Below are 23,792 nucleotides of genomic sequence, written 5' to 3' on the forward strand. Positions count from 1 at the left end.
CCTCAAAGGTTGTAACCGCGCCGGGTGATCAGTTCATTGGCCAGAGTGCGGATCACGTTGTTTTCGTCCGCCTCACCAGCCTCTTTCTGACGCAGCGCTACGAGCTTTTCCGCCGTGCCTTGCGGGAAGGCTTCGGCCAACATGGCGCGGGCCGTGGCACCTCCCACTTCCTCGTACAGCAGACGGCGCAAAGAGCTGTCGGTGGGTGATGAGTTCAAAGCCCAAAGTTCCAGAGGCCCCAAAGCGTTTTTCAGAATCCGCGCCAGGGTGCCGCCGCCCTTGATCCGAAACACACCCAAAAACGGAACGCCGCTGCCGTCCGCTGCCGGACCTGATCCGGTGCGCTGAAATGTGCGAATCGTTACCTTCGGCACTTTGAAGCGGTCGATCAGTAAGTGTTCGTCATCGGGGTCCACCTCCATCATGAACAACGAGTTGGCCGAACGCAGAATCGCGTCGGGAAAGTCACGCACGTATTGCGAAGACAACACGGTACGGACCCCGAACTTGCGTTGCTCGCGGTCCTGGGTTTCCAGCATCGGGAAGATGAAGGGCACCTTGGCGGCGTTGTGTAGCTCGTCGTAGACCTTCGTTTTGACTTCCTGGTCTAGCTGCTCCAGTCGGTCCTTATGCAAGGGGTGATAAAGCTTGGGCACCGCCTCCAACAAGGCCTCCTTGTATTGAGGCAACACAAAATCACCACCAGCCACCTGGCCCGCGAACAAGAACATGATCCCGGTTTTCAAGTGCCCGGACTTGCTGTCATCGCCCATCACGTTGTTCAGGTCGATAGCAATCACTCGCGTGCGCGGACTGATTACAAACTGCGTGCGCCCGGCCAACATCTTGAATTCGTTGGTGGCGTCGGTCATGCAGCGGTGCAGGTACTCCAACAGGACTTCCTGGCTCTCATCGCGTTGCACCCGACCAAATGCCCCCTGTACGTCTTCATGGTTCAAGAAGCTGGTCATGTCCGCCAGTTCCGGTACCGCCTGAAACTGGGCGCGCTGAGCTTCCTGTACAAACCCTGCTTCAAACAACAAGTCGCGGACCTCGTACCAGGTAGTGCTTTCCCACCACTGGGCCGGGTAACGCTCGATCAGGCCACTTTTGTCCAGGGCTGCGTCGACCACAGGTACAACACCTCGCGTCCAGGCCCTGGGACTGGTTTCAGCATTGGCGGTGTAGGCCATGCTGATGATGCGCTCCAAGATCTGCCGGGTATCACGCTCGTTTGGCGGGTTGCCCGTCGATGGATCAATGCACATGGCCGTGAGCATGCTGATGATCCAGTTACGCTCGTGGGGGATTGGGAAGCGTGCGCCCAACTGGATATCAAACAGGTTGCGGCAATGTTTGGTGCTGTTTTGCAGCACGATCCCGACGACTTCGTCCTTGCGCTCTGGTGGCAGACTATCGCGCAGCAAGGCCACCTGACCCTGCATCGAAAAGCCCTTATCCACGCCGGCGATGAACGGTAACTGCCGCTGGGCGCTGGATACCATTGTGTTCCCCAGTGCATTCAGCAGCACCGACTTGCCCAGCCCCGGAGAACCAACAATCACGTTAGTGAGCTTGTTCTGCTTGCTGGTGGCCAGCCCAACTGGGTACAGCTTGCCATCCAATGTTGGGAACAAGGCGTTACCGTCATCTTCCCAAGCCGAGGCTGGACGGGTGATCGGCAACAGGTTCAGCGCCTCTGACAGCGGCGGATACAACAGGTGTGGGCCGCTGCCTTTGTTGGAAGCAACTAAGGTCGACGCCCAGGCCCGTACCGGGTTACCGAAGGTTTGCGTCACCTCACAGACACCCCAGGACTGAAAGGCCTGGGTAAGCAGCGTCAGATTACGTGTCACCGTGGCCTTACTATCACCCCAGGTGGACGCCATGATGGTCATCACGCACACCGGCTCTTCCTGCTCGATCCGCGTCAGGGTTTCTATGGAGTTCCACACCGGCCGCAGCGCCGGCACAAACGCCATAAAATCGAGGGTTGATTTCTTGGCCCCCAGCGACTTCATGCCGCCCGGCATCAGGTCCATGCGTACACGCCACGGCACACCACGCGGCACCAATGCTTTGAGGTGGGCAAAGGTCTGCGGCGCCTGCGGTCCGAGGGCTACTGACAAGGTTCCATGCCAGGTTCCATTGATGCACAGCTTGTTTCCGTGGGTTTCCATGTCCTGGTTCATCAACTGAAAGTTCAGATGCGGTGCCAGGAAAGGCGTGTGGTCATCCCCTTGACGCACGCCATGCGGGGTAATGGGATCATCAGGTAACAGTGGTTGCCAGGCGTCACTGGTGCCCTCGCGGTCCACCTGCGAGCGCAGAGCCTGACCCACGTCGTGGGCATCGAGCAATTCCAGCAGCACACCCTGGCCGTTATCACTAAATGCGCTTTCCACAGCGCTCAGAAAGCCATCGTGTCGGATTTTCAACCCGGCCATTTCGGCCAACACTGGGTTTTGCCCAAATTTCGCATCTGGGCTTTGGCCGATCAGCTCTTTGAGGCGTTTGTTTTCATCGACCAGCTCATGCGCGGATAGAGCTTTTCGCCCGGTGTAACACACCATGTAGCAACGCTCCCGCGATACCCACGGGGCAAGCTTCTCGACGTGTTCATCCAAAATAGGCGTCATGTCGATGCCGGTACGCTTCACGGAAACGTATTGGGGAGCCAACAAGCGCTGAACTTCCTTTCGGCCCTGCTCCGGATCGTCTTCAAATACCAGACTGACCTTGTGCCCATGACGGCGATAGTGAGCCGTCAGCGCCTGAGTCATACGCTCAAGTCGACCACTCCAGGAATAGGGCTCGTTAACTGCTGCAGCTTCGTCGGTATCGCAAAAGCTTCCGGCCACTGCATACACCGTGCAGTAATCACCCTCATCGTTGACCAAGATATACGGGGCTTTGAGGCCCGGGTGACGGGTCCGGTCATCCTCGGTCAGACGCACGATCGTTTGCAGGTCGCAGTAGTCCGGCAGATCCCGGGACACGGCAAACCGCGAGGTTTCAGTAATCAGGTTTTCAACCCAACGTATCAGGCTCGACATACAAATCACTCCGGGTATAGGTGTCCCAGCTTCGGGAGGTGAGTACGGCAGCAGCGGTTTTCCCGCTGGGCAGTAACAACGTCAGGTCATCAAACCTGTCAGGTGGCAAAATCAGGGCACAGCCCGTCAGTCGGGTTTGCAGGGTTAAGCGCTTATGGGGGGGCAGACGTTGAAGGGCCATGGCGTACTCTCCCGCTCGCGCCGTGCCCCATGCCTGCTCAACTTCACGGCCATGGCGGGCAAGCCACAGCCATATTTTTTGGCCCTCACGGCGCTGGATTTTGTTTCCTGCCCGGATGGCTATCAGGGCGCGGCGCTGCAGGTGATGCACGTCGCTCATCGCCATACCAGGCAAAAAGGCCAGAAGCCCATGGGCCGCCGTTGGGCTGTCCAGGTGCCCGGCCAGGTAACAGAGGGTGCAAACGGTATGGGAGTCGGTGAATCCGGCCCTGGCGCCCTGCCACAGTTTTTCAGTCCAGATCCCACAGCAGGCGCATCGATCGCCTGCGATGGCCACCGGCACCGGCAACTCAGGGTCGCCACTGATATCAAGCATCAGGGGGGCCAGTGGGGGTTGTTCATGTTGGATATCGACATCCATAAGCGCTCCTTCTGGATCACTTCAGAATTCGGAAAAGTCGTAGTTTTTGGCTTGTACGGCTAACCGCCGTAGGTTTGCGTCAGAAATACAACGGCTGAACCGTTGTGGTGCACTTGGTCCGGGCTAAACGACAGAAAGCCCAGGAAGGTTTAAGCTGATGGGTATCTATATAGGAGGTCTCTATGAGCGCCCAACTTTCTCCCATCGTTTCAGAGTTCGAAACGCAGGAACAAGCAGACAGTTACGACCTTTGGTTTCGCGCCAAAGTACAAGAAGCGCTTGATGATCCTCGGCCTAGCATTCCTCATGATGAAGCCATGGCTCTCGTCGAGCAGCGCCTAGCCGCCAAGAGAAAAGCCCGTGCTGGCAGTTAACTGGAAAGTCGTCGCCCTTGACGACCTCGACGAAATCATTGATTACATCGACCAGAGAAACCCAGTAGCAGCCACAGATCTGCACAACATCATCAAGAAGGCCGCGGAAGGTCTTTCAGAAACGGCTTATCACTTCAGGTACGGGCGTATTCAAGGAACGCGTGAATGCGTCGTACATCCCAACTACGTTGTGGTCTATCAGGTCAAATCAGGCAGCGTTGATGTTTTACGCGTCCTGCACGCCCGCCAGAAATACCCCTAACCCGCAGCCCTGCGATGACCGAAGTCATCGCAGGGTGGTTCCTTAGCCCACGTCCACAGGCGACAAGCCAACCTGAGTTTGCGAACGCTTGATGATCTCCGGGATCACGACCAGGCACACCCCAAACAGGATGGACCCGATAATGTGACCGGTTTTGATCTGAGGGTTATCCTTCTTGGTCTTGGCAGCAATCAGCCCACCAATTACAAAGACCACGCCAACGAATTGAGCGACCGTCAGCGCGGATTTTTGCAAAGACTTGGCCCCCTCTGCCGCAGCATCCCCCATACCCGCAATATCGTCACCAGCAAAGGCCAGTACCGGGCTCGCGGCCATGGCCGCCGTTAAGCCTTTCACCATCCGCTGTCGCATCCCATCTTTAAAAACAGTGACGCGCACAGCAGCCCACAGCAACATGTCTTTGGACATGGCCAACTCCTTATTGATTGATCAGTTTGATGTAACGATTAAAGGTGCGCTTAGGCGCGTTAGATCCCCGGCCGGCTTAGAGCATGCCAAGAGACTTTTGCAGGGCGCTCAGCAGATACGGACTGCATACGCAAAAAACGCCCAGGACAAACTTGAGAGTGCCGCTGGATACATCCTGACTGGCTGTAAGCCCTGAATGCCCATCCTTGAGTGACCGCTTCCAGGCGAGCATGCCTTGCAAGGCAAAAAATACGCCCAGCATTCGTACCAAACTCAACACCGCATTAGCTGCGTCTGCTGCAACACCGAAGGTGCCCACATCCACGTAGCTGATGGCGTCGAAAGTCGCCCCTTGCCAGCCAAACTGGCGAGCAGCGGCGCCGATCATCTGATCAAGGCCTGCCAGACCACCACACAGCAACAACACGGCAATCACCTTGCCGCCGCTCTGCGACTGGCCGGGTGCTTTACGGGAGGCACTGGCATTGGAAGCGAGGTAGGTCACTGCACCAATGACGGCAAAAAAACCGCCTAACGTGAAAGCCAGGCTGACAAATGTGCCCAGCAAGTTATGGGACAGATTGACCAACATTTGAATCGCATCATTTCCACCACCCATGGCTCACCTCACTTGAGTGTGCCGGCGCTGGTATGCACTTCACGGGCTTGAGCATCAATACGGGTTATGGTCACCTGCCCCACTTGATCGCCCACTTTCACCGCCCAGGTTCTGTCTTGCCAGAACAGCCAGGCCATACCGTTTTGCACTGCCTCCACGCGCATACCGGTCAATGGTGATCGGACACGGGCTGCAGGTTTGGTCGCACGCGGTGTGGAAACCTGTACAACGGGTCGCCCCTCCAGGGAAGACAAACGAGCCGATAACACGCTGAGTTGTGCTTGAGCCTCAGACAGCTGCTGCTGTTGGAGCGTCATCCCCGCGCCCTGAGACTTGACCGTTTCCGACAACCGTCCAATGGCTGTGCGGTTGGTTTCCGCGTAACTGCGAACACCGCCAATCATGAGCGCTACCTCATCCTTGAACTGGCTCCCTCCTGCGTCAGAGGTGGCCCGTAATGGGGGGGTCGTCCCAGTCCCTTCGGTGGTAATGCTCTGCTCGTCGTGATCTTCCCGAAAAGCCAACTGATTTACCGTGGGGGTACTGTCGGGACCAAATAAGTACCAACCGGCACCCACTAGGATCACCACGACCCCGATTATCCAGGGCAATGACAGTCCCCCCATCATCGGGCGTTGCCACACCCCCTGATCGGCTGATTGGGAGGAAGGTGCCGAGACAACCGGCGACACCCTATCTTCTGCTGTAGCACTAAATTCGCTCATTATTGATTCTCCTGTAGCCTGCGTTGCGCCTCGATCCGTGCCTGGGTCTGCGCACGCCATTGATCAGCCGACTGAGGTTGGGTTGGGGCCTGGGGTTGAGGTTGTGTCGTCATCACTGCCTGAGCTGGAACAGCAGATTGCACCGCTTCCCCGCTTCGCCCTGGTGCAATTGCATCACCGGCATACACACCGCGCATGAACTGAATGGCTACCACCTGGCCCTTGAACACGTTCACTTGGGTCGCTGGGGTACGGGCGGCATCCGCAGTTAGCACTTTGGCAGCCTGGCTAGCGGCGCCGCCAAGAATGGCTCCGGCCACTGCTGTTCCGTCCGGTGTTCCTGGTCGTGCTACCTGAGTGCTAAACCCATTACTCACCACCTGGGTGTTGGCCTGGGTGTACATGTCACTGATGTTGCCAATGCCGCCCAGAATTGCCGGCAAGACAATGCGCGACATGTAACGGTGGTTCACTTCGGAAGCCACATTGGCCAACAAGGTGTCATCTTGAAGCGCATAGGCATCCACCTTGTAGTTGATACCCTTGAAGGCCATTTCAGTGAAGTGGATGACCACGCCATCGCCCTGCAATCTGGCCCCATCTGGGGCTTTCAATACAGCCCCGGCATAGGGCCCGGACAACTTGCCAAGAACCGGCGTGGTGCTGTTGTCCGAATCCACCCCGATATCAATAACCCCAGCACCCCGCCAATACGGCGGAACCACTTCAACAGCGGAATAAGGCGCATCGCCACCGGACTTCATGGAGGCTGTTTGTAGCCTGGCGCCACCTGGAAGGCTTTCACTCCAGCGGTCGTAGCTGCTTGCAGTGCCAGCCATCGTGCCGCCAGAACCGCTTCCACTACTTACCCCCCCAATCACCTCGGCCACCTGCAGGCCGCTGGGCTGTTCGTCTTGCGTCTTAACTTGGGGATTGATTCGAGAAAGTAACTTGACCAACGCCTTCTGACGCGGATCTTCCTTTTCGCTTCCGCTTTTTGAAGTCTGTCCTTGGCTGCTGCTACTACGTCGGGTGGTTGTTTCCCGCTGGGGAGCGGGTTTGGCAACCGGTGTAGGTTGCGTTACGGCCTGTTGCTCCATTGGGATACTGGCAATAAAGCTGTTGTTTTGGCTTTTGGCCGCTGCGGCCCCGTTCTGGTTGAATTGGTCTAACAACGCGCGGTAAGCCGGGCTTTCAGTGCTGTTGGTGCGTGAAGCCACCGATACCCGAGTGAGGTCAAGTCGTGATTGTTCCGGGGGAGGACTGGTGAGCCAGGTCCATAGGAAATAGCTGCCCCCCACCACCGCCACCACGGCCGCACCGATCAACCCCAGCGTGAGTTTTTTGTCACGTTTTGCATCGTTTTCGTTTGCCATGATGATTAATTACTCCAAGGCCACGTTGAGCGCCGCTGTGCGGCCCATTACCGAGAACGATACGTAAGGCGTCACCGGCAATTTCCATAGGTGCGTACCGTCTGCCGACGACAGCGTTGCCTCAAACTCGTCTCGGATATCAGCCCGTGTGCGGATGTACAGGTCATCGCCCAGTTGCCATACCGAGGTATCGGGCACCGCACCGGTCGTTTTCAGACGCCGGGCCTCCTTGGGAGGTATGCCATCAAGGAAGGCTTGCAACGTGCGGTCATGCAGCCCGATACGGGTTTCAGGGGCGGCGCCAGGTAGAGCCGCTGGCCCCCGGCCGGGAATGCGCATGTCCAAGCGACTGTCTACCGTCCAGGTGCCCGCTTTGGTGTCAGGCTCCCCACTGGTGACGTTGAGAACAATCGGCACCGATAACCCTTCCAGGTAGACAGTGACGTTGCCGCTGCTAAAGGGCTTTTTGGCCTGTACCACCATTACCGGACTGTTGGGTATCCAATACACAGTGAAGTCAGAATTGCCGCTGATGGGCGCCGCACCAATTTTCCAAGGTGCGCCGGTACTGTCCATCCAGCTCAACGAGCTGGGGTAATTCACGGCAGTGCGTATCAGCGGCAAGCTGGCTCCCGGTGATAAATTCACGGTCAGTGCGCTGATCCTTGGCACTACCGTGATCTGTGGTGCAGCGATCGCCTGATTAATGTCCTCAACCTGCCCTCGCAACTGCCGAATCTCTTGCGGGGTCAGTGGTGAAACCATGTCCTGAGCCTGCTGAAACAGCGGAGACGGCGGCGGCAACGGGTCATTGCCCGAAGGCGCCGGGGCTGCAGCCACTTTCCCGATGTCGGGACCTGGTCCAGCCTGGCTGGGAACGCTGGCTGCCGGCGTTGCGGAGGTGAGTGAGGCACCCGATACCCAGCCTGAAGGCGCCGCCGTATTGGCGGAAGGCGCAGCAGCGGGTACCGTTGCTGTCGTTGTAGGTGCGGCGGATGCTGTCGGTGCCGCCTGCGGGCTGGCAGTTTCATCCGCCCAGGCGTATCCGCCTGCTGCCAGCCATAAGGCGAGCGCAATAGTGGTTTTCATGGAAGTTCCTCGTAACACCGAAGACCTGACGGTCAACGTGCGTAAATCCTGTCGGTTATGGAACTGGTGTGAGGGAGCGGCGTGCCGTCCTCACCTCAGTTGGTATTGCTGGTGATGACTTGCGTTACTTCCAGACCGGCGTTTTTCACCCGCACGTCGGTGCGCTGAATGCGCTGGGTGAAGAAGAAGTGCAACGGCGGGCTGCCGGACTGTTGCCCGTGCAATTTCAGCGTGACCGGGTACTGAAACTCCCACACATACCGGCCACCCAATTCGCCTTTGCTGCGAATTACCCCGGGGCCCACATCGACCGAAAGGTTCATGCGCTGTTCCTTGACCGCCTTTAGCACGTTCGAAGTCGTCAGGGCCTTGTAGTAGTCCTGGAAACCTACTTCGGAATAGCGCTCACCAAGGCGGGTCATCTGGTCTCGGTAATGCACAAAGTCCAGGGTGAAGCTCTCTCGGATCGTGTCAGCGCCAAACGCTGCCACGTCGCTCATGCTAACCCCGGGCTTATCCAGCGGAATGACCTTGGTAACTCGCCCATTTTCAGTGGTGAAGTACTTCACGTCGGGATTAGCGACCTTCCAGCCAAGAAACCCATTAATGGTCACCGACAACACCAGGGCGGGGCCAAGCCACAGCACAGCCGTCAGACAGCGGTGGGCAAACGCGGCGCCAAGTTCCCGTTTGTTCTGCGCATTTACCGCATGTTTAAACGTCTCTTCATCCGCCGCCGAGACTGTATTGGGCTCGAAAGGCGGTTGATCCGCCTGGACCGAATTATCAGGTAATGAGTTCACAACAAACCTCCTTGGGACCGCCAGGGATCAATGGTGCTAGGGATATGGCTATTGATTTTGTCCACCGCTGCTTGGCATATCTGATCGGCTAGCTGGTTCAACAGATCCGACAGACTCGGGAATGAGGGCAAGCTGATGCTGGTGGTGCGAATACGTGCCAAGCAGTCCTGGAGTTCATCGGAGACGGTGCGCTCACGCTCTGCCCATACATCCGATGCCCTTTTGGCTTGCTCGTAACCGGCTTGACTGCCTGCGCTGGCCGCTTGTCCTGAGCGGCAAACCGCTGCATTTCCCACAACTGGCAAGCAGCACAAAGCCGTCAGCAGTGCTGCGCACATGCTTTTCTTGAACATGGTGAGTACCTTTGCTGTTAGCGTTTTTTCTTGCTCACGCCGGGCGTGGATCGCTCGGCTGTGCTGCCGGTGCCGCTGTGGGTGCTGACTTTGGGAGGGAGTTGTCCTCCTTCCAGCGCTCATCAAAACCCAACCGGGCATGCAAGGCGGGGGGAATATCGGCAGGCGCATCAAGCTTGGCGATGCGCGTTGCGTTGTCGCCTTCAAGCTTGAAGGCGATGTTTTCCCGAGAAACTGGCACACCGCCTGAGCGGTTAATGGCATTGCCCGTGCCAATCGGCACAAGCCCCTCTGGTGTAATGGCGTTAAACACCATCGGCGGCGCGTCCTGAGTGCCCGGCAAGCTAACCAACACATGCTGGAACTCATTACCCTGACGCACCACGCCTTGCAGGTAAGGGCCATCGCCGCGCACCAGAAGCATGTCCAGGTGCCCGTCTTGCGACCAACTGCTGATCACCGGTTGCCCTGCTGACTTTCTCGGGTCAATAGCCGGACGTTGTGCCGACAGTTCATCCCCAGCTTTTGCACTGCCCTGGCCGTTTGGTGTCATCCAGTACAGGCCCTGAGCGGGTGGTGTGGGTACTGGCACGTCCAGTCCCAGACGGTTAATCACGGCTTGCTGTACTACGGCAAATCGGGCTGCGTCATAAGGAGCCAGTTTTACCCCCTCATCCTGGCCGGTACGTACAGTTGCAGCACCCTTCACGGTGAGCGCCCATTGATTGCGATGGGCATTCTTGTCCTCAAAGTGTGTCGTGACGCCTTGCTCATTCTTGTGCGGAACCTTAACCACGACCGCTTCTTTACCCAGCCACTGCAATGTCACCATTTTCCCTGGCTGAACACGGGTTTCACGCATCAACCCTGCCAGCTCCTTACCCCAAAAGGTCTGCGTACCGGTTTTGGTGCGCAGCTTGATATAGGTAGTTGGGTCGTTGTTTTCATCAAAGTGATACGGTGCCATTCCGCAAGCCATCACCTTCCCGACGACGCCGTCCTTGGCCTTTTCAGCGGGTTGATGAACCTCCGCAGAAACCCCTTGAGGCTGGGCAACGACATTTTCAGGTCCAGGCTCAGCTGCCCTGTTTGGCGCGGCTGACTGTGACACGGTGGCCACATTTTCAACCTCCAGCAATGGCGCCGCTTGAGGCTGTGCTGGCACCGCCTCTGGCACCGCGTGGCTAGGCTGAGCAGGAAGCGTACCGAATGCAGGTGGCGCCTCGCCGGCAATGGCATCGCGTACCACCGGTTCTGCCGTCAAGGCTTTACGGGCGTCGTCCAGCAATGCCCGTTGAACGGGATTTTTCATCTCGACGTTGATTTGATGCTGCGCAATCAAGCCGATCGTCTTGGCCTTGAACTCGTCACTGCCGGTCAGTTCGATTCGACCTCGATAAAATTGCGCAGCGGTCAGCAGGGCCGCGACGATTTTTTCATCACTCTGGCCCGCTCCTGGTGCCATTTCCAAACGGGCGCCATGATCCACAAATGCCGGTTCACCATCGAGCGTGTAAAGGGTCTGACTATCACCTTGTTTCTCCCAGCCAACCCGTGCCAGCAGTGAATCCAAATCCAGATGGCTGATCTGTGGCTCGACTTCCGTCCCGCTAGGCCGTGGTGCCCCCACCAAGATTGCATCTGCCTCGTTAGCGGCTACAGGCGATGTTCCATTGCCGGCGTCGTTTAACCGGGACACCGGAGCTGGATCATCAGAAGCCACTGGGGTCTCTTGTTCCGGGGTTTGTGCTGACGGCGCTGGAGACAATGGTGTGGCGTCAGGAGCGGTAGAGTCTGCTTCTGACTCCAACGCCTGACGCTCAACCGGCTGCACAATGGGTGCAATAACAGTCTCTGCGTTGGCAGTCGGTGCCAATGTTGGCTCCAGGGCCATGCTCAATTGTTCCTCGGCCCGTCGTTGTGCACGCGTCGTTTCATCAACGGCAGCCACCGCGTCAGCTGATGATGCAGTCGCTGGATCGGGCTTCAAACCCAACGAAGCGGGTTCGCCGTTGTGCGTGAAGGCCAGCGGTGCTGGAGCTGTTGGAGTATCCCGCTCACTCGGTGTCACAGGTTGCTCAATCTGCGGTTGTGGCTGGAAACGCTCCAGGTCAATCGTGGCGAGTTGACCGTTGTGGGTAAAGTTCAGCGGCGCTGGAGCGGCTGGAATATCCCGCTCACTCGGTGCCGCAGGTTGCTCAACCTGTGGTTGTGACTGAAAGCGCTCCAGGTCAATCGTGGCGGGCTCGCCGTTGTGGGTGAAGGTCAACGGCTCTGGAGCAGCGGGTGGTAATACGGAGTCTACAAGGGCTGAGGTAGCAGCCGGATCTAAAGCAGCTTTCTCTTCCTGCATGGTGGGCACCTCATTGTCATGGGCCAATACCTGGCTAATCTGGTTGCGCAGGGCATCCAGTCCCCGGGATTGGTGAAGGTCGTTAAAGTCGGTCAGGCCACGGGCCTTTTCTTCATCAGTGAATGCGGGGTACAGCACCTGACCGCCGACCTGCTCAGCCGCCGCAGTGGCCATCAACAACCCCTTGTTCTGCTCTTTGGCGTGATCGAGGTCCGCCAAGAACACATGCCGGCTATCGGGCAGCTGCTCATGCAAAACCTTGGCGACGGCCACCATGTTTCCGGCATCAATGGTCATCACCACCGGAAGGCCCGTGGCGAGGTTCGCGCTACGCGCCGTGGCGTAGCCCTCGGCATAAAGCACCGGTTGGCCAGGGGTCAGCGAACCACCCACAACCAGAAAGTGTCCTTGCTTGGGCGCATCTTTAAAGAGGTACTTCTCCCCGTCCGGGGGGATGTACTGCAGGGTTTTGAATGTTCCCGAGGCATTAAAAAACGGCACCACCAGGGCGCCGTTTCTTGTTTGGCGTAGGTCGGGCGTAGGGGGTATTCCCTTACGCACCAAGTACGGGTGCGCGGGGTCTGCTCCAGGCAATCGGTCATAGAGCCTTTTGGCAGCAAGGGTTTGCTGGGCATACAGTTGCTCGCGCACACGCACTGCATCTTCCTGCGACTGGCGAGCGGCGGCGCGGATATGTAGACGTGCCATGGGGTCAGATTCCCCTCCCTTGGCACTCCAGTTGGTCACTGACTTTTCCGTTTCGGCTCGGTGATAGTTGATAAACCACCCACCAGGGCGACGATCCAGAAACCCTCGGTACACACCGCTTTTATTGCCTTTTTTGTCTTCTACGGTGGCCACTCGATGCCGCTGGCCATCCATCACCGGCATCCCTTGAATCACTAGCCCCTCACGGGTCAAGGCGTCCAAAAACTCTGCCTCCGGATCACCGCCACCCGACCGAATGCTGGTATCGGGCAACCACTGCGCAAGACGGTCAAGGTCTGCGCCCGGGCGGGCAAACCACAAGCTCGATTCTTTGTCCCATCCAATTGCCGCCTGACCGTTTTCAAGCTTTCCAGCCGCTGCGCGCACAACTTCACGCGCGTCATGTGGCACGGCCAGCCAAACCGGATACTCGGAGGTGTTGGGGGTGGTTTCTAATTTGAACTGGGCATCGTCCGACGCCGGAAAGATCTGCTGTGACCGGCTGCGGTCATGCAGGCCCTCGGCAACCATTGTGGTGACGCTGATGAGGTCGCGGATCTGCATTGGGCGGGAGCGCTCGATGCAGGTCTCACGAAAAGATTGGGCGCCCCCAATGGCGTTGCCGTACGCAAGTGATTCGATATCCTCACAGGCAAAGGCAAATACTTCCTCAGCTTTGCGCGAGTCGCTGATCCCGGGGTAAAGCTGATCGACCTTAGCCCAGATACCGGCCGTGCTGGGCTCGTTGCGAGCCTCAATAATCCCGTCTAGGACTGCTCGTTTTTCGGCGGGGTTGAAGGTGTTGATTCCAAAGTGTCCAAGGACTTCGTGCCTAAGAGATCTTTTAAACTCTTCGTCCGAACCAAAGTTGGAAGTGGCGAAAAGGACTCGTCCTCCTCCTGGATGAAATGAACCGAGGATTGTTCCTGCGGCTTCTCGGGTGGCGTGCGGTCCATATAGTTCCTCCTGGGTTTCTCTGAGTTTGTAGCCAAGGCTGGACGCTACTGGGTAAGTAGCACAGAAATCTATTACGAGTGCCTTGGCATCATCAATGGATAATGTCATTCATCATGCCTCCGTTATTTACTCCCAGCGCAATATCTGCGCTCCTGCTCAATCCCCTTCGGTAAAACGCCGGTACCACCAGGGCCGACCGGACAGCCGTTTACCGCGCATCAAGTAGGTCAGTCGGGTGACCAGCACCTTGAGCGTCCAGCCAAATAGCGACAGCAGCCGAAAGCCGCCAATAATGGCGCTGATCACAAAAATCGTATTCAGCGATGGGAAGCGAAACCACACCAGATACAGCAAGAACAACGGTGCTGGAATGCCATAAACGTTGAGAGGGCGTGAGGCGTTGCGCCAATAGCCCGGTTGCAGGAAGTCTTGTTGATCAGCCATAGGTGGCTCCTTCGTGGTAAAGGCTTGCGTGATCCGCATCAGCCTGATTCGTGATCCCCCTTCCCTGCCGGTGCAAATTCGGGGAATTCAGCCAGCAGTGCCGTGTTGCCCTTGGCGATCTGCTCCATCACTGCAAGAGTGATGTGTTCACGCACCACGCCAGTTGAGACGAAGTACATGGCCCAGGCTTGCTCTGGTGTGCAGTGGATGATCTGTTCTTCAACGGCCTTGTAGCCTTTGTATTCGTCCGACTCCAAGTAGCACTGGCAATCGTCTTCGCACATGGTTTTTCTCCTTCCCTAGAACCTCTGTGACAACCCTTTAGAAGGTCGGCTGATAAGGCTGACCCTGCTCCCAGCGTGATTGCCAATGTTCCAAATAAACGCTGGCCACCGCAGGAAAGCCCCACAGCACCAACGCGTTTTCGCTGTTGGCCTTGGCTGCCGAGGTCGAGTAGTTAAACGAGCCGGTTTCCACGTTCTGCCCGTCGCTGATGATCACTTTGTCGTGCTGGATCTTGTACGCGGCATTCGTCCGCAGACCGATTCCGGCCTTGGCCAACAGGTTCATGGCGGCGCGGCTGGCCCTGCTTTCGTTGCCATGTGCGTCAAGCACCACCTGGACATCAACGCCACGCTTTTGCGCGGCGACCAGGGCTTTAACGACCTTGGGCGACGTGAAGCTGTAGCCCATCAAGCGGATCTGCTGCTGGGCATCCTGGATCACATTGAGTACCAGTTGCTCAGCACTTCCTTCCGGAGAGAAACCGACTTGTATCTCTGCCGCCTGAGCCGTTAACACCAGGTTAAACAGCAACGTCGAGAGCATCAGGCCACGGCTGATCGGGCGCGTTAGTGCCGAAAAGCTGCTCATGATCTGTCTCGCTTTTCCAGTTCGCGCAACTGAGAGGCCGACATGGCCACCGCCAATTCTCGCCGGTCAATCCGGTTGCCCTGGTAAAGCCTCCAAGCATGATCGGCAAAGCGACGTTGCTCAGTACGAATAATCCCGTCGATATGCTGGCCCCACTGGGTGTATGGCATCCCGGCCAGTTGGGCACGCAGCGGATCGTCGAAAAGGATGTATTCGCGCACCGCCTGACGCTTGCCGTCTGTAGTACGCAGTAGCTTTTGCACAACGATGTACTGCAGTACCCCCAGTAGATCGCGGGCCGTCGCTTCACGCATTTCAGACGGCACCATCGTCAGGCAACGAGGAATGGCTTCGCCGGGGGAGTGAATGTGCAAGGTGCTGAGATTGAAGTGACCCAACTGGCCCGCGAGAACGCCCGCCTGAAAGGTCTCCAAGTCCCGCATTTCCCCTACGCCGATAATCGACGGCGCGCGGCGCAGGTGCGCCCGTATGCCTTCGGCATAGCTCGGCACATCACGGCCGATCTGCAACTGAGTCGGGAGCAATACATCACCCGCACGCCCAAGAACGAATTCAATCGGGTCCTCAGTCGTGGTCACTTTACGGTCAGGGTCCGTGTCCAGGCAGAAGCGGTAGATCGAGGCCGCCAGGGTGCTTTTCCCTGACCCGGTAATCCCACCGATCAGCCCTAATCCACTGGCCGGCAACAACGCCTCGAACAGGTCATCCTCAAGACCCAGCTGTGGCAGCGGTGTGATATCTGAGGGAATAACCCGCATCGTCAGAGCAATGGTGGTGTCCAGCCGTCCAGCGGTGGCCTGTACAAAGTTGCAACGGAAGCGCAATCGCTCCCCGCGTTCCAGGCCGTAGCGCTGGTACATGTCGCCATCCAGTTGCAACGCCCGGTCTACAGGCCGGCCGCCGCGCACCGTCGCCCGGATTTCCGGGTTGAACACCTCGTCGAGCAGCTTGGACAGGGTGTCATCAGCCAGCACGAACGGACTGGCCTGGCGCAAGCGTCCGTGATGCCCCACCACCAGGTGGTTGTTACCCTGGATATGGATATCACTGACGTTTTTCCGCGCACACCAGACGAAAAACTCGCGCAGTGAGGTACCGGTCAATCCTCCGTCAAACGGATAAGGCTCAAAGCTCGTAGCCTGGGTCATGGCTGCACCTTCCGTATCACCGGCTGCCATTGGGTCTTATCAGGGATAAACCCGGCGTTTTCCTTGAGTTTGCGCACCCGGTCGCCCGTGGTGAGCTTCTGCCGATCGCCAGTGACAGTCTGCTGTTGGTCCGTGACCACCGGCGCCGTGATGAAGCCTTGGCGCAGAAGCTGCGAGTACAACAACATCCCCCGGTAATCACGGGTCAGGCGGTTGAAGTTGGCTTCCAGTGTCTGATCGGCACTCAACCGCCCTTCCCCCCAACCCTGGCGAATTGCCGCTTGCCAAAGCCCCTTCTGCACACTGTTTTCAGGCGTTACCGATAACGACGCATCGGTGGTGGACGATGCCAGCCCAGCCATCAGCCAAGTGCGCCAGGACGGCGGGTTACTGACAAACCGCTCTGGAAGGATGATTTCGTAAACATGGCTCGCCGTGCGGATCTGCCGTGGAGTGATGTGCGCCACGTCCACCGCCTCATCGATCACGGGCGGTAGCCAGCCCTGGCGACTGATAAGGGTGCGAAAGTCGTAAAGGCTATCGAGACGCCCTATCTGTCCGTCCAGAGCCTGACGCAACTCCCAGGCACGCTCAGCCTTGCCACCGCGAAAACCTATGGTGCGCCCTGATTCCTCCAGCAACTGGCGGCGGGACTCAGACACATCCTCTGACGCCGGGCGAGCAGGAACCAAGTAGCTCTCAACAGGCGGCGGCGCATCAGGTGTCGTGGCGGGTGGTGTGTGGGCACACCCCTGCAAGCCCTGCAATAGGGCCAGCGTCAGAATGGATTTTTTCACTGACGCCCCCCTGCCTTCTTCTGAGGCTCGGCCTGTGCAAAGGCCAGATTCAATTGCCCTGGAAGCTGGGTCAGCGTGGCACGCCATGCCGTCTGCATTTCTACCAGGCGCAATAGATTCTGGTAGGTAATGCCGTTGACTTTGAGGTTAACGGGCAAAGGCAGGCGAACACCGGTCCAGGTAAATTTCTGGCCGCGTTGGAGAGCCAGGTGGGAAAGCAGCTCGACCGCATCCCCGCTCCAGTCAACGGCTACCAGGTCGCCCTGGGTACGAATCGCGTCAGCCGGTAAGGCTGAGCGAGTATTAATAACGCCCTCCATCCACAGCGTTTGTTGCTGGGCTGGGACCTTGGCAAGCACCACGGGCGGTGCAGGGGGAGGCGCTACAGGTTTCTTTTCGCAAAAAGACTGACAGCCGGCCAGCAGCAAAGCCACCGCAGGCGCAGCAACAAAAGAGAGCTTCATCAAGGGTCTCCTGACACCCTGGACAGGGTGCAGTAATTAACGGATTGCGAGGTTGCCCGGCGTGGCGCCAAGCGCTTTGAGGCGGTTGTAAATCACCCGAATGCCCTGCGCGTAGCGCAGGCGTTTGTTTTCTTGGCGAGCCGAGGGATGAAAACCGGCGTTGTACGACCCGAGGCAGCGCCAGGTGTTGCCACACACCCGAAGGTGGCGGGCCAGTACCCAAGCGCCTACCTGCACGTTGAAGCAGGCATCGGCCAGCAGGTCTTCCGGGCGCTTGATCAGCCCCAGGCGGACCAGCCGATTAGCGTTATCGGTATTGATCTGCATGACACCGTAATCGGAACTGATGATTTTTCCGGTGTCGTCCCGGTTATGGTTCACAGCCCCCGGCCGCAGGTTGCTCTCCCATATACCAATAGCCTCCAGTAACAGGGGATCTTGCTGATAACGCTGGCCTGCCTCTTGAAAACAAAACGCCGCTGCCGGCAACGGCATCGATAACGCCAAGATGAGCCATAGCGAACGCATGGCTAACCTCCAGAGCTAGGCACTGGCCTTATGGGAGGGTTGACAGCAGGCACCTGGACTTTTGCTGGCAACGGTGCCGGTGCCGTGAGGGGAGCAGTGTTTCGCACAGAGCTGGTCTGGTGTAACCGGGCCTGCGCCTGACTCAGTGAGGTAGCGTTTTGCACAATCTGCTCATCCACCCACTGTCCTGCTGGCACCTGGGCGACCTTTGATGCGGTGGTGTTGCATCCCGATAGGGATATGAGCAGAACGGTTAGAAGTAGTCGCTTTTGCATAATCGCCTCCTGAAATGACTATCTTTTCGAGTCATCAATCAGCTTTTTAACTGCCACGTCCAAGTAATTATCGATTAGGTATCGAGCTAACCCGGACGGGGACATTTGCTTAGGGCTGTTGGTTTCGTAGCTGACCTTAGTAGCAGCCTTATTCAGTGCCTCGACCCTGATTGCACGGACGTAGACGCTGGTTGTTGTTGTAGTTGCGGACATCGCTTCATCTTCTGGTAGCTCCATGGGAACTCCTATGGGTTGGGAAAGCGCAAAAACACCGCTAGGCAAGGGCCTGGCGGTGAATACAAATTAGGTGGGGATGAGAAATGGTGAACCCCCGCCTCGCTACTGGCGGCAGGCGGGGTTTGTTGCGTCAGCGGTGTTGGCCAGGTACCCGCTGCTGATTGCAGGGCTGGCCGGTCGTCTTCGGTGTGGGCTTCGAGCTTCCTACTCACAGCGTCAAACAGCATCTGTTCGCCGTGGATCATAGGTCCTTACAACATGCACGCTACAGCTCTGAATGCCCTGAGTGGTTGGGGCAGGGTGCATGAGGTCCGGCGCTCCTCATAGCCGAGGCTCAGAGCACTAATTCGAATTTAGGTAATCAACTACTACAAAGGGTGTACCGCTGAATACACGCGGCCACCTGGGCGACTGGTTAGTCGTTGCAGTGAATCGCCCTGTGCAAGGAGCGCAAAAAAAGCAGCTTTGCGCGCGACCTCGGAGTGCATGTCAATGATGAGGTGTAGGGACTTGGCCAGCTCAGATGGCAGATTGCGATATTCAACGCAGTTGAAGGTGCGATCAGTGCGTAACAGGATCAAATCTCTTAATGCGTCGACAACACTGTCTTGGACAACACAAGCGTCCCCACCGAATCGAACGAACCCATGGGCACCATTCAACGCTGTGATTTCTGTGGTGTGGGTCACATACGGGTCGAAATTCAGCAGCAAATAGCCGGGGAACAACGGAAGCTCACGGCGCACGGACGAAGGCCGATCCGTGCGCTTACGAAGTGTGACCCTGCAAGGCGAATACACCTCAACGTCCAGCCTCTTGATCAACTCTGTAAGTGATTGATGATTCGAGGAATTATGAATTAGAACGTACCAGTTTCGCATATGCAGAACCATCCTAGCAGGCGCCCTTCCGAAATCCCGAACCGTTAGGCGCAGGGGCTTTTGTGATCGGCTTGGGAAATCAATTTCATCCGCCCCAGAGCCATGACGGTCGACGGGTGACGGATTGCCAGGTGACAAAATAAATCGTTTTAGAAAAAAAGTAAACACTTCTGTTATCTATGAATACATCTGTAGCTTTATAGATCCATAACCAGATGAAATTATTGATTTTTTTGGGGCTTATGTGACCAATCTTCGCAATGTGATTGGAGCCAAAATCAAGGCTCTCCGAAAAGCATGCCAAATGAGCCAAGCTGAGTTGGCTCATTTGATTGGGAGTGATGCGCCATTAATCGGTCGCTATGAGAGAGGTTTGACGCTTCCTAACATTGAGCAGTTGATCAGAATTGCAACTGTTTTTAACGTAGCGCCAGGTGAAATACTCCCTGGTGGCCAGGACGAACTAAGAACTCGCCTGATAGCTCTTCGACAAGAACTTGCCGAAAAAATAGTTCAGGTCGACTCACCCGAGAGCTTGGAAGAGATCATTCGCCTCACTGATAAATTTATTTCGTATAACCAGCCACCGAAAAAATAGTGACCATCATCACGCTATTCCGTATTTACGAGACAACTCATCGATACGAATCACGCGCTGATGATGGTATTGGCTCGACTGCTGGTCGAGCGGGAAGAAACCCTCCGCAACCACCGCCGTGAATTTTTCGTCCAGTCTTACCAAAGTCACGAGTTCTTTAAGCTCTTTCTGCATATCTATATCTATGTTGTTCGTCATATCCTTTTCCTTGAAAACGTCGTTCCGCTCGCTGATGTGCCTTTAGGCGCTTTCCCACGGTTCCCCGCCGCCCATTAAAAACCCCTGTCAAGATCCACGATTGACATCTATATTTAGACGCTGATCAATCTAATTGACCTTAAAATGACACTAACGGGGGAATTGATGGCCGTCAAAACAAATATTGACATGGTGTCATTTTTGCGCGAGAGCCTGGCTAAAGGGAAAGGCGTGAAGTACAAGCGACTGTCAGACGCGATAGGCGACGGTATTCTTAGCGGTCAATTCGAACCAGGCCGAAAACTTCCACCGCATCGCACGCTATCCGACAAGCTCAAGGTCACCATTGGCACCATCAGTCGGGCTTACGGTGAGTTAGAACGGTTGGGGCTGGTAGTGGCTCGCGTTGGTGATGGCACGTTCGTCCGCAAACGTGGGCTTGATCGTAAGCTTGATGAGGGCTTTCGCAATTTCAGTGAAGAGACCCCAACGTTTTTTGATATGAGCCGGAACATGTACATCCCAGGTTCCGAGACCGACTTTCTAACGCAGAGCTTACAAGTACTCGCGGGCAACCCCAGCGCAATTAGGGATATAAGCCAGTACACCCCAGACGTTGGCCTACCACGGTATCGAGCTGCTGGAGCAGAGTGGCTTAAGCAGCCTGATTTCACTCCGACCCCTGAGCAAGTGATCTGTGTTAACGGCGGTCAACACGGGTTGGTCTGTTCCCTGATGGCATTGCTGCAGGCGGGTGACACGATGGCCACCGAACAGCTGACATATCCCGGGCTGATCACTGCGGCTCGGATGCTCGGGATTAAATTGGTGGGAGTTGAAACAGATGAGGAAGGGTTGTTGCCATCCTCACTGGATGCGGTTTGTCGCAACCATCGTGTTTCAGCACTTTTTTGTACACCGACAATCCAGACTCCAACCGCTGCCGTGATGTCGGTAACTCGGCGCGAGGAAGTCGCGAAGGTATGTCGCGATCATAATTTGCTTATTCTTGAAGACGACGCCTACGCAGTCTTGATGGATGATCGCCCGCCGCCCCTCTGTTGCTTCGCACCAGAAAGAACGACTCTGATCACCAGCTTGAGTAAGACGGTCCCATCTGGGTTTCGTGTAGGTTACCTGCATGCTCCACTAACTTTGATCAGTCGACTATCCGCCTCTTTGCGTTCGACGTGTTGGATGGCTACTCCAATGTCGTTTGAGTTAGTTACTGACTGGATAGAAAACGGTACAGCCGATCTATTACGACGACAACAAGTCAAAGAGATTCGTCGGCGTAAAATGTTGGTTGAACACCTACTTTACGGACTTGAATACAAAACTCATGCAAGCAGTTCGCACTTTTGGATACCCGTTCCCGAGCCACGCCGTGCATCTGAGATTGAGTCAGAGCTGAAACAACAAAACTACTTGGTTGCGACAGCTGAAAACTTTGCGGTAGGACATGCCGTCGTACCTCAATTCATCCGGGCAAGCGTCAGCAACACGTCTGGGAGTGACCAACTACTGATTGAGGCTTTTACAACCTTAACCAAATCACTAAGCCATACCCGAGAACGCTTTAGTTTGTAAAAGCTAAGTAGCCAACCTGAATTACTGACCGAAGTGCATTACTGCTTCGGTCAGTTCAGTTTAAAAAACCTCATGGTCTCGGCTGTTGATCTGGCCTGACCTCAGCTTCATCCACCTGGTCATTGTAATCGGCATAACGAGGCTGTCCCTGGACCGACTCATCATCGACTTGGTAGTGCCTGTAATCCCTTTCAATGGCGTCATAACGTTCCAACTGATCCCGATCTGTTACCTGGAACACATACCCGTTGTCCCGATGGTTGAAGTCGCAGGCGGCTTCAAGCACCCGGTCAACGAATTGATCGTCACCCACAATCTCGACCCTCTCCCCACTTTTGGTACTGACCAGACTGGCGGCCAGTCGGTAGTTGGCCGAATCGTCATAGTCCTCAAAGCCTGGCTTGATTTCGACGCGGCCGCCATGGTCGACCACGCCGGCGATACCGTCTCGCAGGTACTCGATGGTGCCATCACGATAGAGCCTGGAGGAATGTGTGTGCGGACTATAGAACTGCGAGTCATCAGCCCTGGCGGCAAAAATGGTTCTGTCACGTTGATCCCCACGTACCTTTTGCTTACGTGTTTCTCTATAGGCGAAACCACGCAGTTGACTGACGGCTGCAAGATCACCTTTCAAGGCTTCCTGCTCCACCCAGGGACGATACGCGAGCGGCCGAAGTAGACCTTTATCAGACAGCGCCTGACGCTCCTGGCGAAGCTCGATGCGCAGCTCGGCCATGGCTTTCATCCGTTCAAACTCAGCGACCCGATACATCAACTTGCGCAGTAAAGGATCATCATACGAACGCTTCACGTCAGCTTTCATAGCCTGGTAATACACGGCCACATGCTGGTAACGCCCCTTCACATTCAGATCTGGTTTCTCCCAAGTACTGCGGTACTCCTGGTATCGCGCCTTCAATCCTTCTCGGGCTTCCGCTCGCTCTTCTCGGCGCTCTTGTCTCACCCCTTTGTCTCTAGCCTGAAAGGACGGCTGATAAGAACTGAGGATTGCATATGCACCCTCATAAGGGTCTTCAGATTCAAACGGCGGTGGGCCTTCATACGAACCATAACCCGCCTCAATTCGATCCTTCGTGAGCGACGGATGAACCGAGGAGGCTTTAAGTACAGGTTCACCTGGGCGCAGATAATCGTAGATCACCAGACCTCCGCTCTGTTCACGCAGCCCAAGGCCATTCGCGTGCAACAACAGATGCAGGGATTTCCAATCGGCTTCTTTGTTCTGGATTGCCTCGTTGATCTTCACCCGCACCTTATCAACCGCATAGTGATAAAGGCTTTCGGTGTTGGAAAATATCTCGCGCTTAGCCGCGCCCTGGGGGGCGCTGTGGTAATGAATACCGGGCCGAACCAAGTGGTCATCCGCGTTCATCTGCCACGGGCCGTTGTCTTGTTTAAAGCCGTAACGACGCTCAAGTACGCGCATGCTTTTCTGCAAGGTATCGACATCGTTCCACATATTGGCTGCTTTGTAGGTCACAGGATTTACCCGGTTAACCGCGACATGAGCATGCACATTGTCGGTGTCACGATGGATAGCGGTGACGTATTGATGAGCTTCTAAGCCAATGGATTTAAGGGCGTATTGAGCAGACTCGAATACCTGGGCGTCAGTGGGTTGGTCAGTTTCCGGCCAAGATATGATGAAGTGATAAACAGGGTCTTTAACACGCCGATTCTGAGCCGCCACCATGTTCATTTCTGCAGCTGCTGTTTCCCAAAAAAAGCAGTTGGTTTCACACGCCACGTCACCAGCTTGAACGCGTTGCCTTCCGTCGTTGAACTGCTCAAGGACGCGTACAGGTGCATCCTCTGAGTCGCTTCGGTCGATGTAATCTACCAGTCTATCAAACACCGCTTTGCTTGATTCTGAACGAGCCGATTTCGGCTCATCAGACAGAACGTTCTTTCCCGAGGGTTTGTCCTCGCGCTGGCTGACATAGCTCACCAGCTTCATAAAGCTGGTGCCACCGTCTCGACGCTTGGGGGGAATAATGACGTTCAATGGA

At 56.3% G+C, this 23,792-nt stretch carries 25 protein-coding genes; 4 read left to right on the forward strand and 21 right to left on the reverse strand.

Annotated features, from left to right (window positions below):
• Positions 1 to 2 precede the first annotated feature (2 nt).
• Entirely contained in the window at positions 3 to 3,056 is a 3,054-nt protein-coding gene (locus ACZRKZ_RS26215) for a conjugal transfer protein (RefSeq protein WP_048402783.1), read from the reverse strand.
• Entirely contained in the window at positions 3,031 to 3,657 is a 627-nt protein-coding gene (locus ACZRKZ_RS26220) for a hypothetical protein (protein ID WP_048402785.1), read from the reverse strand. The genes ACZRKZ_RS26215 and ACZRKZ_RS26220 overlap by 26 nt, the downstream gene beginning before the upstream one ends.
• Positions 3,658 to 3,839: 182 nt before the next feature.
• Here ACZRKZ_RS26220 and relB point away from each other — a divergent pair, with 182 nt between their 5' ends.
• Together relB and ACZRKZ_RS26230 are read left to right on the forward strand one after the other, a co-directional pair.
• A complete protein-coding gene (gene relB / locus ACZRKZ_RS26225; protein WP_048402787.1) occupies positions 3,840 to 4,031 on the forward strand; it encodes a type II toxin-antitoxin system RelB family antitoxin in 192 nt (63 codons plus the stop codon).
• The gene (locus tag ACZRKZ_RS26230; protein WP_048402789.1) at positions 4,018 to 4,293 is read left to right on the forward strand and encodes a type II toxin-antitoxin system RelE/ParE family toxin; all 276 of its coding nucleotides are present in this window, start codon (positions 4,018 to 4,020) and stop codon (positions 4,291 to 4,293) included. Before relB ends, ACZRKZ_RS26230 begins: the two co-directional genes overlap by 14 nt.
• Positions 4,294 to 4,335: 42 nt before the next feature.
• Here ACZRKZ_RS26230 and ACZRKZ_RS26235 read toward each other — a convergent pair whose 3' ends face one another.
• From ACZRKZ_RS26235 to ACZRKZ_RS26315, 17 genes are all read right to left on the reverse strand, one after another.
• A complete protein-coding gene (locus tag ACZRKZ_RS26235; protein WP_048402790.1) occupies positions 4,336 to 4,722 on the reverse strand; it encodes a DUF6750 family protein in 387 nt (128 codons plus the stop codon).
• 76 nt (positions 4,723 to 4,798) lie between these two features.
• Positions 4,799 to 5,341: a conjugal transfer protein TraQ gene (gene traQ / locus ACZRKZ_RS26240; RefSeq protein ID WP_048402791.1), complete on the reverse strand. Its 543-nt coding sequence runs from the start codon at positions 5,339 to 5,341 to the stop codon at positions 4,799 to 4,801.
• 8 nt (positions 5,342 to 5,349) lie between these two features.
• Positions 5,350 to 6,066 (reverse strand): conjugal transfer protein TraP, encoded by a 717-nt coding sequence (gene traP / locus ACZRKZ_RS26245; RefSeq protein ID WP_048402792.1) that lies wholly within the window; start codon positions 6,064 to 6,066, stop codon positions 5,350 to 5,352.
• Complete coding sequence (traO, locus tag ACZRKZ_RS26250; protein WP_048402793.1) at positions 6,066 to 7,442, reverse strand: conjugal transfer protein TraO; 1,377 nt, start codon at positions 7,440 to 7,442, stop codon at positions 6,066 to 6,068. Before traO ends, traP begins: the two co-directional genes overlap by 1 nt.
• A gap of 9 nt (positions 7,443 to 7,451) precedes the next feature.
• Positions 7,452 to 8,531 carry a DotH/IcmK family type IV secretion protein gene (locus ACZRKZ_RS26255; RefSeq protein ID WP_087148782.1) on the reverse strand — a complete coding sequence of 360 codons (1,080 nt, stop codon included), beginning with the start codon at positions 8,529 to 8,531 and terminating at the stop codon, positions 7,452 to 7,454.
• Positions 8,532 to 8,626: 95 nt separating this feature from the next.
• Complete coding sequence (locus tag ACZRKZ_RS26260; protein WP_048402794.1) at positions 8,627 to 9,334, reverse strand: DotI/IcmL/TraM family protein; 708 nt, start codon at positions 9,332 to 9,334, stop codon at positions 8,627 to 8,629.
• The gene (locus tag ACZRKZ_RS26265) at positions 9,331 to 9,687 is read right to left on the reverse strand and encodes a conjugal transfer protein (protein WP_082149452.1); all 357 of its coding nucleotides are present in this window, start codon (positions 9,685 to 9,687) and stop codon (positions 9,331 to 9,333) included. The genes ACZRKZ_RS26260 and ACZRKZ_RS26265 overlap by 4 nt, the downstream gene beginning before the upstream one ends.
• Before the next feature lie 34 nt (positions 9,688 to 9,721).
• Positions 9,722 to 13,813, reverse strand: coding sequence for an LPD7 domain-containing protein (locus ACZRKZ_RS26270; protein ID WP_463954513.1), 4,092 nt, complete (start codon positions 13,811 to 13,813; stop codon positions 9,722 to 9,724).
• A 48-nt stretch (positions 13,814 to 13,861) separates the two neighbouring features.
• Positions 13,862 to 14,149 (reverse strand): IcmT/TraK family protein, encoded by a 288-nt coding sequence (icmT, locus tag ACZRKZ_RS26275; protein ID WP_048402798.1) that lies wholly within the window; start codon positions 14,147 to 14,149, stop codon positions 13,862 to 13,864.
• A gap of 38 nt (positions 14,150 to 14,187) precedes the next feature.
• Entirely contained in the window at positions 14,188 to 14,433 is a 246-nt protein-coding gene (locus tag ACZRKZ_RS26280) for a hypothetical protein (protein ID WP_048402800.1), read from the reverse strand.
• Positions 14,434 to 14,470: 37 nt separating this feature from the next.
• Entirely contained in the window at positions 14,471 to 15,022 is a 552-nt protein-coding gene (locus ACZRKZ_RS26285) for a phospholipase D family nuclease (RefSeq protein ID WP_048402802.1), read from the reverse strand.
• A complete protein-coding gene (gene traJ, locus ACZRKZ_RS26290) occupies positions 15,019 to 16,191 on the reverse strand; it encodes a plasmid transfer ATPase TraJ (RefSeq protein WP_048402868.1) in 1,173 nt (390 codons plus the stop codon). The genes ACZRKZ_RS26285 and traJ overlap by 4 nt, the downstream gene beginning before the upstream one ends.
• Positions 16,188 to 16,988, reverse strand: coding sequence for a type IV secretion system DotC family protein (locus ACZRKZ_RS26295; protein WP_048402803.1), 801 nt, complete (start codon positions 16,986 to 16,988; stop codon positions 16,188 to 16,190). Before ACZRKZ_RS26295 ends, traJ begins: the two co-directional genes overlap by 4 nt.
• Positions 16,985 to 17,452 carry a DotD/TraH family lipoprotein gene (locus ACZRKZ_RS26300; protein ID WP_048402804.1) on the reverse strand — a complete coding sequence of 156 codons (468 nt, stop codon included), beginning with the start codon at positions 17,450 to 17,452 and terminating at the stop codon, positions 16,985 to 16,987. The genes ACZRKZ_RS26295 and ACZRKZ_RS26300 overlap by 4 nt, the downstream gene beginning before the upstream one ends.
• Before the next feature lie 36 nt (positions 17,453 to 17,488).
• Entirely contained in the window at positions 17,489 to 17,980 is a 492-nt protein-coding gene (locus ACZRKZ_RS26305) for a lytic transglycosylase domain-containing protein (protein ID WP_048402806.1), read from the reverse strand.
• Between the two features lie 293 nt (positions 17,981 to 18,273).
• Complete coding sequence (locus tag ACZRKZ_RS26310) at positions 18,274 to 18,492, reverse strand: hypothetical protein (RefSeq protein WP_048402810.1); 219 nt, start codon at positions 18,490 to 18,492, stop codon at positions 18,274 to 18,276.
• A 368-nt stretch (positions 18,493 to 18,860) separates the two neighbouring features.
• Positions 18,861 to 19,385, reverse strand: coding sequence for a transcription termination/antitermination NusG family protein (locus tag ACZRKZ_RS26315; RefSeq protein WP_420893722.1), 525 nt, complete (start codon positions 19,383 to 19,385; stop codon positions 18,861 to 18,863).
• Positions 19,386 to 19,617: 232 nt separating this feature from the next.
• Here ACZRKZ_RS26315 and ACZRKZ_RS26320 point away from each other — a divergent pair, with 232 nt between their 5' ends.
• Positions 19,618 to 19,971: a helix-turn-helix domain-containing protein gene (locus ACZRKZ_RS26320; protein WP_169906946.1), complete on the forward strand. Its 354-nt coding sequence runs from the start codon at positions 19,618 to 19,620 to the stop codon at positions 19,969 to 19,971.
• A gap of 9 nt (positions 19,972 to 19,980) precedes the next feature.
• On the opposite strand, the gene ACZRKZ_RS26325 is transcribed toward ACZRKZ_RS26320, so the two are convergent.
• Positions 19,981 to 20,169, reverse strand: a complete 189-nt coding sequence (locus tag ACZRKZ_RS26325; RefSeq protein ID WP_048402816.1) for a hypothetical protein — start codon at positions 20,167 to 20,169, stop codon at positions 19,981 to 19,983.
• Positions 20,170 to 20,334: 165 nt separating this feature from the next.
• Here ACZRKZ_RS26325 and ACZRKZ_RS26330 point away from each other — a divergent pair, with 165 nt between their 5' ends.
• Complete coding sequence (locus ACZRKZ_RS26330) at positions 20,335 to 21,759, forward strand: aminotransferase-like domain-containing protein (protein ID WP_048402818.1); 1,425 nt, start codon at positions 20,335 to 20,337, stop codon at positions 21,757 to 21,759.
• Positions 21,760 to 21,829: 70 nt separating this feature from the next.
• Here the strand turns inward: ACZRKZ_RS26330 and traI are convergent, their stop codons facing one another.
• Positions 21,830 to 23,788, reverse strand: a complete 1,959-nt coding sequence (gene traI / locus ACZRKZ_RS26335) for a TraI/MobA(P) family conjugative relaxase (protein ID WP_048402820.1) — start codon at positions 23,786 to 23,788, stop codon at positions 21,830 to 21,832.
• Positions 23,789 to 23,792: the final 4 nt, after the last annotated feature.

The sequence above is a fragment of the Pseudomonas sp. c313 genome, assembly GCF_055407145.1.